Annotated in this window: 3 protein-coding genes; 2 read left to right on the forward strand and 1 reads right to left on the reverse strand. The window is 60.3% G+C overall.

From position 1 onward, the window contains the following. Nucleotides 1-81: 81 nt before the first annotated feature. Nucleotides 82-1,227, forward strand: coding sequence for a sensor histidine kinase (locus tag I2D41_RS05535; protein WP_195363822.1), 1,146 nt, complete (start codon nucleotides 82-84; stop codon nucleotides 1,225-1,227). Then, nucleotides 1,224-1,853 carry a response regulator gene (locus tag I2D41_RS05540; RefSeq protein ID WP_055310726.1) on the forward strand — a complete coding sequence of 210 codons (630 nt, stop codon included), beginning with the start codon at nucleotides 1,224-1,226 and terminating at the stop codon, nucleotides 1,851-1,853. Before I2D41_RS05535 ends, I2D41_RS05540 begins: the two co-directional genes overlap by 4 nt. Nucleotides 1,854-2,460: 607 nt before the next feature. On the opposite strand, the gene I2D41_RS05545 is transcribed toward I2D41_RS05540, so the two are convergent. Continuing rightward, nucleotides 2,461-8,757: a Spy0128 family protein gene (locus I2D41_RS05545; RefSeq protein WP_195363823.1), complete on the reverse strand. Its 6,297-nt coding sequence runs from the start codon at nucleotides 8,755-8,757 to the stop codon at nucleotides 2,461-2,463. Nucleotides 8,758-9,164: the final 407 nt, after the last annotated feature.

The following is a 9,164-nucleotide window of genomic DNA, read 5'->3' on the forward strand; positions in this document are numbered from 1 at the left end:
CCCGCTTTGCCGCGCGGGAGGAATGTCACGGTTGCGCAGGCGGCCCCCTCCACCACGCGCAGCTTCGCGTACAATACCCGTATGAACAGGCTTTTCGACAAATCGATCGTGCTGGCGTGCTGTATTGCGGCCGCCATGGGTCTTGCTGTGGACGCTCGCCTGGTCGCGGCGTTTTGCCTTGGCGTTATTGCCACCTCGCTGGCCGAGGTCGCACAGGGAAACCGCGCCCGCCGTGCGAGCGAGACCGCAAGTTACGCTTACATCATCGCGGCTGTCTTCGTGCCGACGTTTGTGCCGTTTGCGCCTCTCGCCCTCTATGACATCGCGCGACGCGTGCGCCGTGAACGCATCTGGCCCGCGCTGGCGATTGGCGCCGTGTTTGTCTGCGCGCTTGCCGCGGACCTTCGCGGCGGCGCGCTCACCACCCGAACGCTCCTGCTGACCGCTATCCTTTCGGTTGCCGCCACCTTGCTATCGCTACGTACCGCCCAGTTGGAGCGCGAACAGCAGCGCATGCGCCGTACCCGCGACGAGCTGCAAGAACGAGCCCTCGCGCTCGAAGCGCGCAACCGTGACCTTGCCGACCGCCAGGACTACGAAGTCGAGCTCGCGACGCTCGCCGAACGCGCCCGCATCGCGCGCGAGATCCACGATAACGTCGGGCACCAGCTCACGCGCGCCTCACTGCAGGCCGAAGCCCTACGCGTGGTCCACGCCGACGAGCCCAGGGTTGCCGCCGATTTCGCCGACGTCAAACGCACGGTTGACGAGGCGCTCCAGCTTGTGCGCACCAGCGTCCACGCGCTCAACGACAACGCCGTCGACCTTTCCGTGCAGCTCGAACGCATTGTTGAAGGCGCGCGCTCGGACGGCGGCCCGCAGATTGAGCTTGAAGTTTTGGCCGAGCATGCACCCGCAAACGTCGCCAACTGTTTTGCGGCGGTCCTGCGCGAGGCGCTTTCCAACGCCATGCGCCACGCTTGCGCCCAGACCGTCACCGTACGATGCATGGAGCATCCGTCGTTTTACCAGCTCATCGTTACCGATGATGGCGCGGACGCGACCCCGGCGAGCAGCAGCAACGTCGTAGAAGGCATGGGGCTCGCCTCCATGCGCGAGCGCGTCGAGGCGCTTGGCGGAACCTTCACCGCCGGCCTGCGCGCCGGCGCCCCCGGCTGGCGCGTGTTTGCCACCGTCCCCAAACAGCAAGGAGATGAGGACCGATGAGGCTCATCGTTGTCGACGACGACCGCTTAGTGGTCGATTCGCTCAAGATTATCCTGGGCGCCCAGCCGCAGATCGAGGTAGTGGGTACCGGCGCCAACGGCAACGACGCGGTTTCGCTCTATGCCGAACACGCACCCGATATCGCGCTGCTCGACATTCAGATGCCGGAACGCGACGGCCTATCGGCGGCACGCGAGATCCTTGAGCACGAACCCACGGCACGCGTGGTGTTTTTGACGACATTCTCGGATGACGAGTACATTGTGTCGGCGCTTAAACTGGGCGCCCGCGGCTACCTGATTAAAACCGATGTCGCCGCCATTCCACCAGCGTTGGCGCAGGTCATGGCTGGCAAGCGCGTGCTCGAGGGCAAGGCGATCGAGGACATCGATTTTGACGGAACGGACGTCGAGGCGGGCACGCCCCGCCGGCCCGCAGCCTTCGCCAGCCTGACCGACCGCGAGTTCGAAGTCGCCGAACTCATCGCCCGCGGCCTCGACAACAAAGAGATCGCCGCCACCGCCTACATGGGCGAAGGCACCGTGCGCAACCACATCAGCTCAATCCTGGCAAAGATGGGCCTGCGCAACCGCACGCAGATCGCTATCGCCTACCTGCGAGGGTAGTTGCCCGAAGACCGACCGTTCCGGCATAGCAAAATGGCTGCTACCGATTTAAGGCCATTTCAAAACTATGCCGGTTTACGGGGCCAAACTCAGGACCCCCATCCATACCCGCGTTTTCTGCAAAATGACGGCTCGTCTACCTGCGGTTTTATTTTCACGAATATCGGCATGGTTGGAGACTCGTAACTCAGCCCCGTAAACCGGCATAGTTTTGTTCGGGCGGCCCTGCACGAGTGCCTCCGCCAGCCTCACGGGACCAAAATGATCCGTTTTCCTCCGCCCCCAAGGGATCAGCCGGAACCGCGCGCCACGAAACCGGCCCATCTACTACGTTTGACTCGACACCCCTGACCATACCTTCGTTTTGAGCATAACCGCAGGCGTTCTACCTGCGGTTATGTTTTGGCGTTTTTTGGCATGGTTGGAGGTAAGGGGCCAAACGTAGTAGATGGGCCGATTTCGTGGCGCACCCACCTCCCCCACGCACAAAAATGCCGCCACGGAGGAGGGAGATGCCTCCGTGGCGGCTGGGGGTGGGGTGGGGGCTACATTTCTGGCTCCCCGCCGGCCGCCCGGGGCCTTTTGGCCCCGGGCGCTACCAGCGTGCCTAACGCTTACGGATACCCCAGACCAGGGCACCGACACCGGCCATGGCGATGACAAATGCCATAAGCAGAGCGGCAGCCTGCTGGTCGCCTGTGGTGGGCAGGAAACCCTTGACCGTCTTGACGATGTTCGTCACGGTCTTGGGCGTGCCGGGATCGGGCGTCGGCACGGGCGTCTCGGGCTTCTTGTACGTGTTGTTGAACACGATACCCTCGACGCTCTTATCGCCCTTGGCAAAGGCGACATTCGCCTTGAGGTTACCCTCGCCGTCATCGGCCACGTTGACGGTCGCGGTAAAGACGGACTTGTCGTAGGTCATACCGGCCTCGTCGCCCTTGACCTCGCTGATGGTGTAGACGTACGTACCAGGCTCGTCGTACTCGAACTTGTCGAAGTTGATCTTGCCGTCGGCATCGTTGGTGACGGTGGACTCGATGTCCTCGCCAACGAGCTTAAAGCTAAACTCGTCCTTCTTGAGCTCGCGTCCCTCGAGCACCTTGACCGCGCCGATGGAAACCTGCGTAGGCATGGCGTGATACTTGTTGGTAAAGCCAGCCGACTCGGTGGTTCCCTCGAGCTTGTGCGTCGCGGTCAGCGTGCCGTCGCCGTTGTCGGAGACGGTGGTCACGACGGTGTAGGTCGTGCCGTCATAGGTGACGCCCTTGTACAGGCCGAGCGCGTTGGGGCAAGCCTCGCGCAGCATGTACGTGTGCGTGCCGGGTGCCTCGTAGCGGATCGGGCTCAGCGTAACGTTACCGTTGACGTCGTTGGTACCGCTAGCGACAACCACACCGTCCTCGAGCAGCTCAAACGTGAACTCGCCAGCTGCAAGGTCGCGGCCGGTCAGACGCTTAACCGTCTTGACCTGATCGGTCACGGAAGAATCGGTAGGTGCCACGCCGTACGTGTTGGTGAACGTAAAGGCCGCACCGTCGCCGCCGTCGCGCTTGACGATCAGATGTCCGGCACCGTCATCGGTCACGGTGTAGGAAACCTTGCGCGTGGCGTTGGTGTCGTTGGTCACGCCAGGGGCGCTACCGGACTCGGCCACCGTGTAGGTAAAGGTGTGCGAGCGCGGGGCAGCGGGATCTGCGGGCTCGGACTCGTCGCTGGGCTCGTCGGCGTTGGCATCAGCGTCGGCGTCGGCCTCTTCAGCCTCTGCCTCGTCGGCCTCAGCCTCGTCAGCTTCGTCTGCCTCGGCCTTATCGGTCGCATCGTCCGTCACGCCCAGGGCGCGGTTGAGGTCCTCGAGCGTAAAGTGGATCTTGCCAAAGTCCACGTTGCCGGCCGCGTCGTTGGTTGCGGTCGTGCGCTCGGGCATCGGGGCACCCGCCTCGTCAGCGGTCACGGTAAAGGTAAACTTACCCGCGATGTCGGCCGGGGCCAGGCCCTCGGCTGCCTGGAGCTTCTTGGTGCCGATGAGTGCGGCATCCACGGCCTCGGCGCCGTAGACGTTTTCGAACAAGGGCTCGACGCCACCGTAGTCGACCGTTGCCGTCAGGGTACCGTCACCGTTGTCGACAACGATAACCTTAAAGCCAAAGCTCCACGTTGTAGCGGAAACGCCATTCGGCAGCCCGAATAAATCTTCGTAGGCCGTGTAGTTAATGGTCCAAGCGAGCTTACCGTCCTTGTCGGTACGATGGGCAAGCCCAGCCGCCTCAAGATTGGCAAGCATCTCGGTGTCGTAGTGCAGCGCATCAAAGCTCACATGCCCGCCGATATTAGGCTTGAGGTTTTCGTAGCCCACAAGCTCGCCCTGATAGGCAATGCCGAACCAGAACTCGCCGTCGGCCATCGGACGACCGGTCAGGGTCTTGGTGGCGACAACCTGAGCAGCGGTACCACCAGGCGTATTGGTCGTAGCGCTGTAGCTGTTGTGGAACGGGACCAGGGCACTCTCGACCTTGTTCTCACCGCTCTTGTGGACCGTCGTATGCGTACCCTCGGGACCGCCGGAGACGGTCGTCGTGGCGGTAAGCGTACCGGCGCCGTCATCGGCGATAGCAATCGTCACGGTGCGGACGGCGTCATCGTAGGTGTAACCGGGCTTGCCGTCATTCTTCTCGGCCACGGCGTACGTGAAGGTCTTGCCGGCGTCGGCCTGCGTAAACTTGACCTCATGGCCAGCCAGAATGTCAATCAGACCGACCGTCGCCTCTGCCGTTGCAGGGGACTTGAAGTTGTTGGCTCCGGGCAGCAGGCCAAGCGCGTTGGCCGAAGCCTCGTCGGCGGGCGTCACGGTAAAGGTGAACTGACCCTCAGTCATGGGACGTCCGGAGAGGCTCTTGCTGAGCTTGAGGCCGCCGGCCGCGGTGTAGTTAAGCTCAGTGCGGTACGTGTTGGTGAAGCGTCCGTTTTCCTTCTTGGTGACATTGGCGATCAGCTTGCCCTCGCCGTCCTCAGTCACGGTCACCTCGGCGGTCGCGGCATGCTCGTCATACGTCATGCCGGCCGCGTTGCCCGCGTTCTCGCGGATCTCGTACTTATAGGTTCCGGCAGCCGTGTAGCGAATCTTGCCGAACTTGATGGCGGCGATACCATTGTCGTCCGCGTTCTTCTTGCTCACGGTCACGGTTGCAGGGTCGGGCAGCGGGGCGTCGGTGCCCTCGGCGGGGCTGATGGTAAAGCTGAACTCGTCCGTATCCGTCCAGTCGCGGCCGTCGATAGCCTTGCTCAGGTCAAAGTCGACCTCGGTCTCGAGCGGGGTCACGCTGTAGGTGTTCTTGAAGGTTGCAGCCGTGGCGTCGCCCTTCAGGACATGCTCGGCCTTGAGCGTGCCGTCGCCGTTGTCGGTGATGGTGGTCTCGATGGTGTAGGTCTTGTCGTCGTAGGTGATGCCGTTGCCGGCGTCGCCCGGGACCTCGCGCAGCGTGTAGGTGTGCTTGCCGGCCTCGGTGTAGGCGATCTCGCTCATCGTGATCTTGCCGTCGGCGGCGTTGGTACCCGTGGCGACGACCTTGGCGTCCTTGCCCTCGCCCTCGACGAGCTCGAAGCGGAACTCGCCGGCCTTGAGGTCGCGTCCGGTCAGGGTCTTGGTCGCCTCGATCTCGTCGGTAACACGAGACTCGACAGGCTTCACGCCGTAGATATTGGTGAATGTGAAGGCCGCATTGCCGTCCGGGTTACGGGATACGCTCAGCTTACCCTTGCCGTCATCGGTCACGGTGAAGGAAACCGTGCGCGAAGGCTTGGCGTCGTTAGTCACGCCAGCCACCTCGCCGGACTCGGTCACGGTGTAGGTAAAGGTGTGCTCGCGCTTCTCGGGCTTATCGCCCAGAGCCTTGTTAAGGTCGTCGAGCGTAAAGGTGATCTTGCCAAAGTCGACCTTGCCGTCGGCGCCGTTGTGCACGCTCGTGCGCTCGGGCATAGGCGCGCCCTTTTCGCCGGTCACGGTAAAGGTGAACTTGCCGGTGATGTCGGCCGGGGTCAGGCCATCGGGAACCTGCAGATTCTTCTTGCCCGCAAGCGATGCCTCGGCGGCAGTCGCGTTGTAGGCATTCTTGAACTCGATGCTCTTGACGTTCTTGGCGTCCTTAAGCTCATGCGTAGCCACCAGCTGGCCCTTGCCGTTATCGCTGATGGTCGTAACGATGGTGTAGACCGTTTCGTCGTAGGCAATACCACCGGCGTTGCCCTTAACCTCATGCAGCGTGTAGGTGTGCTGGCCGATCTCGGTGTACTTGATGGGGTTGAACGTCACCTTGCCGTCTGCAGCGTTCGCAACGGTCTCGATAAGCTCAGAGTCCTCACCCTTGATCTCGCGCAGCTCAAAGCTGAACTCGCTTTCCGCAAGGTCGCGCCCGGTCAGGGACTTGGTCACGGCGATCTGTTCGGTGACACTGGACTCAACAGGCTCCGCAGTATAAACGTTCTTGAACTCGTTCTCGCCTGCTTCACTCCAAGTCACCTGCACGGCAGCGCTGAGCACGCCCTTCTTGTTGGGCGTCACCGTCACGGTGATCTCCGCGACGTTCTTGCTGTAGGTGATGCCGTCAACCGTGGTCCCGGCGTTCTTTTCGCTAACCTTGTAGACATACGTGCCGGGCTCGGCGTATTCGATCGTACCGAAGTTAATGGCAGCCTTGCCCTTGTCATCCAGATCGCCCTTGGTCACGGGCACAGTCGCGAACTCGGGCATTGGGGCGTTGCCCTCGGACGTCAGACCAAACTCAAACCTGTCCGTATCCCTCCAGTCGCGGCCCTCGAGCACCTTGGTCAGACCAAACTTGGCCTTGGTGTCCACCGTTGCCGGCGTCATGTTGTACGCAAAGCTGATCTTGCCGTTATTGCCCAGGTAGGAGTTGACATGCGTCGCGGTCAACTTTGCAGACGTGTTGTTCCACTTGGGGTTGAGCACGTCGGTCGCGGTATCGGTCTTGTTGTTCTCCTTGATGGTGTGGAGCTCATCGATAAAGGCCAGACGTGCGGTGCCCACAGTAAACACCAAGTTACCGTTCTCATCGGGAACAATCGCGCCGTCGAACTTCGCGGCGTCGCCGCCGATAAACTCGATGACGGCGGTGGCGGGCTTGGCCTCGCCGTTCTCGCCCTGCTCCTCAAACTCATCCTTGTAGTAATAGGTGCCGGTATCTGCCAGCGAGCCCGTTGCCGGCTTCGTGCATTCCTTATCCGTGTAAATAGGCGTCTGCTTCTGGAAGTAGTAGTAGCGGTTGGTGTCGGCCGGCTCAAAGGTCGCAACTGTATCGCCCAGCGCGCCGCCACTCCACTTGTTCGCATAGAAATTCACGGTGTTGGCGCCGTCAACGACGGTCGTATTATGCTCGATGTAATCCTTGAGCCCCGTGACCTTCTCGGGCGTAAACAGGTTGTCGAGCGCAACGCTCTTCACACTCGAGGTGTACTTCACGCGGATAGGCTGAGCGCTGTCGACCGAAAGCTTGCCGTCTTCGTTCTTAAAGTGGCTCTGCGGAATCAACGACGCAGGAATCTTGACCGTTACGATATCGCCGGTCTGAGGCTCGCCCTCTTTGGCATGTTGAACGGTGATGACCAGGTTCGCGGCATCACCCGTAAATGTGTAGGTGTCGACGTTGTCCTCGGTCTTTGTCGGCTTGTCAAACGTCGTGCCGTTGTATATAAAACCGTCGACCTGCATAAAGTCGCCCAGCTCATCGGTAAACGTAATGTAGCCGGACTTGGTCGCGTCGTAACCCTTGTGGATTTCGGTCGGGTGAGGTGCTTCCGACGTAATGGCCTTTGAGATGTCGTCGAAGACCTTCTTGAGCTCTTCGGCGTTGGTTGCCGACTTGTAATATTCGGAGTTTTCTGCGCGCGCACCGTGAGTATTCCATGCCGTGGCATTGGGGTAGTTGCTCGACACGGCCTGCATGAACTTGTTCTCTTGGCTTGTCTTCGAATCTTGGACACTGGCATTGGGGTTCGCACCGTTAAAGATGCCAATGGTATAAACGGTGGCCTTGCCGTCCTTCATGTTCTTGGCAGCCGTCACGGCATCGTTGGCGACATCAGAATCAAACTCGCTGTAGCTCGTTGGCTTGCCGTCGGTAAAGAACACAACAATCTTCTTGGCGTCCGCGCGTCCAGAAGTTTTGATGTTTTTCTCGGCTTGTTTCATACCATAATCGGCACGCGTGGCGCCAGCAGGTTTAATGGAATCGATCGTTCCCTTAAGACCCTTTGCGCCGCCAACCGTGCACGCCGTCAACCCTTGCATTGTCTGCGAATAGTTGTAGCTATGGCTGCCGGAGCGATACGTGTCGTTTCCAACCTTATCGGTCTCATCACCCGCAAACTTAACAATGGCAACCTTATGCTGTCTATCGACACCCTCGATACCTTCGTTTTGTTTGGCGATGGTGTCGATAAAGCTGTTCGCAGCGTTCTTCAGTGCATCGATACGCTTGGTGGAATCTCCACCGCCCATAGGATCATTCATCGAGCCAGAGGCATCCAGCACCATCACGATGTCAAGCGGCGTGGTAACCGTCACCTTTGAATTAGACGTCGAGGACATCGCCGAAAGCGTAGTCAAGAAGTCCGACTCTTCGTTTTCCTCGGTTGCCTTGACCGTCTTGTCGGTCCAGATTCGACCGACGTTTTGAGTCGTTACTTTATTGCCGCTGTGGCCGGCCGCCCAGATTTCCCAGCGTCCGGTGGTGTCGGGGTCGACGACCGTCGGCCCGCTCACTATCGGCCCGTCCATTCCCGTACTGGATCTGGCGTTGGCCTCGGGCAGCATGGCGAATGCTGCGGCTGGCAATACCAGCACTACGGCCAGTATCACCGCCAAGAGACCCCTCGTGTGCTTGCTCATCGCGTCTCCCTTCTCGCGGGCTTGACCTTGCATCAGCCTAAAGTTACGGAATGAGACACAATTTGGGCAGGTGACACACGTTCCAGATTCGATTTTGAGCGTGAGACAAATGTCTCACCAAAGTTGAGACACGGCGTTTTCGCAGGAAAACAGGTGCGACTCAAAAATCGCGGGCGCGCACAGCGGCAAACGGCGCTATGTGGGGCCTTGCAAGAGCAAAGTGGTCCGTTTTCCTCCGTCCCCGGGGGATCAGGGGCTGTTGCCAATATGGTGCCATTTAAAAACTATGCTAGTTTACTACGATAAAAACGAAAATCCCAACCACACTCGCTATTTTCGCAAAATCGCAAGCCATCTACCTGCACTGATAATTGTTCTCGGGGGAAGCGGGCACTGCGGGGCGCGGC

It is taken from the genome of Collinsella aerofaciens (assembly GCF_015552075.1).
Taxonomy (GTDB): domain Bacteria; phylum Actinomycetota; class Coriobacteriia; order Coriobacteriales; family Coriobacteriaceae; genus Collinsella; species Collinsella aerofaciens_Y.

Excerpts from the sequence above, each read along its gene's own strand:
- I2D41_RS05545 (WP_195363823.1), bottom strand. The coding sequence starts at position 8,757 with ATGAGCAAGCACACGAGGGGTCTCTTGGCGGTGATACTGGCCGTAGTG.
- I2D41_RS05535 (WP_195363822.1), top strand. The coding sequence starts at position 82 with ATGAACAGGCTTTTCGACAAATCGATCGTGCTGGCGTGCTGTATTGCG.
- I2D41_RS05540 (WP_055310726.1), top strand. The coding sequence starts at position 1,224 with ATGAGGCTCATCGTTGTCGACGACGACCGCTTAGTGGTCGATTCGCTC.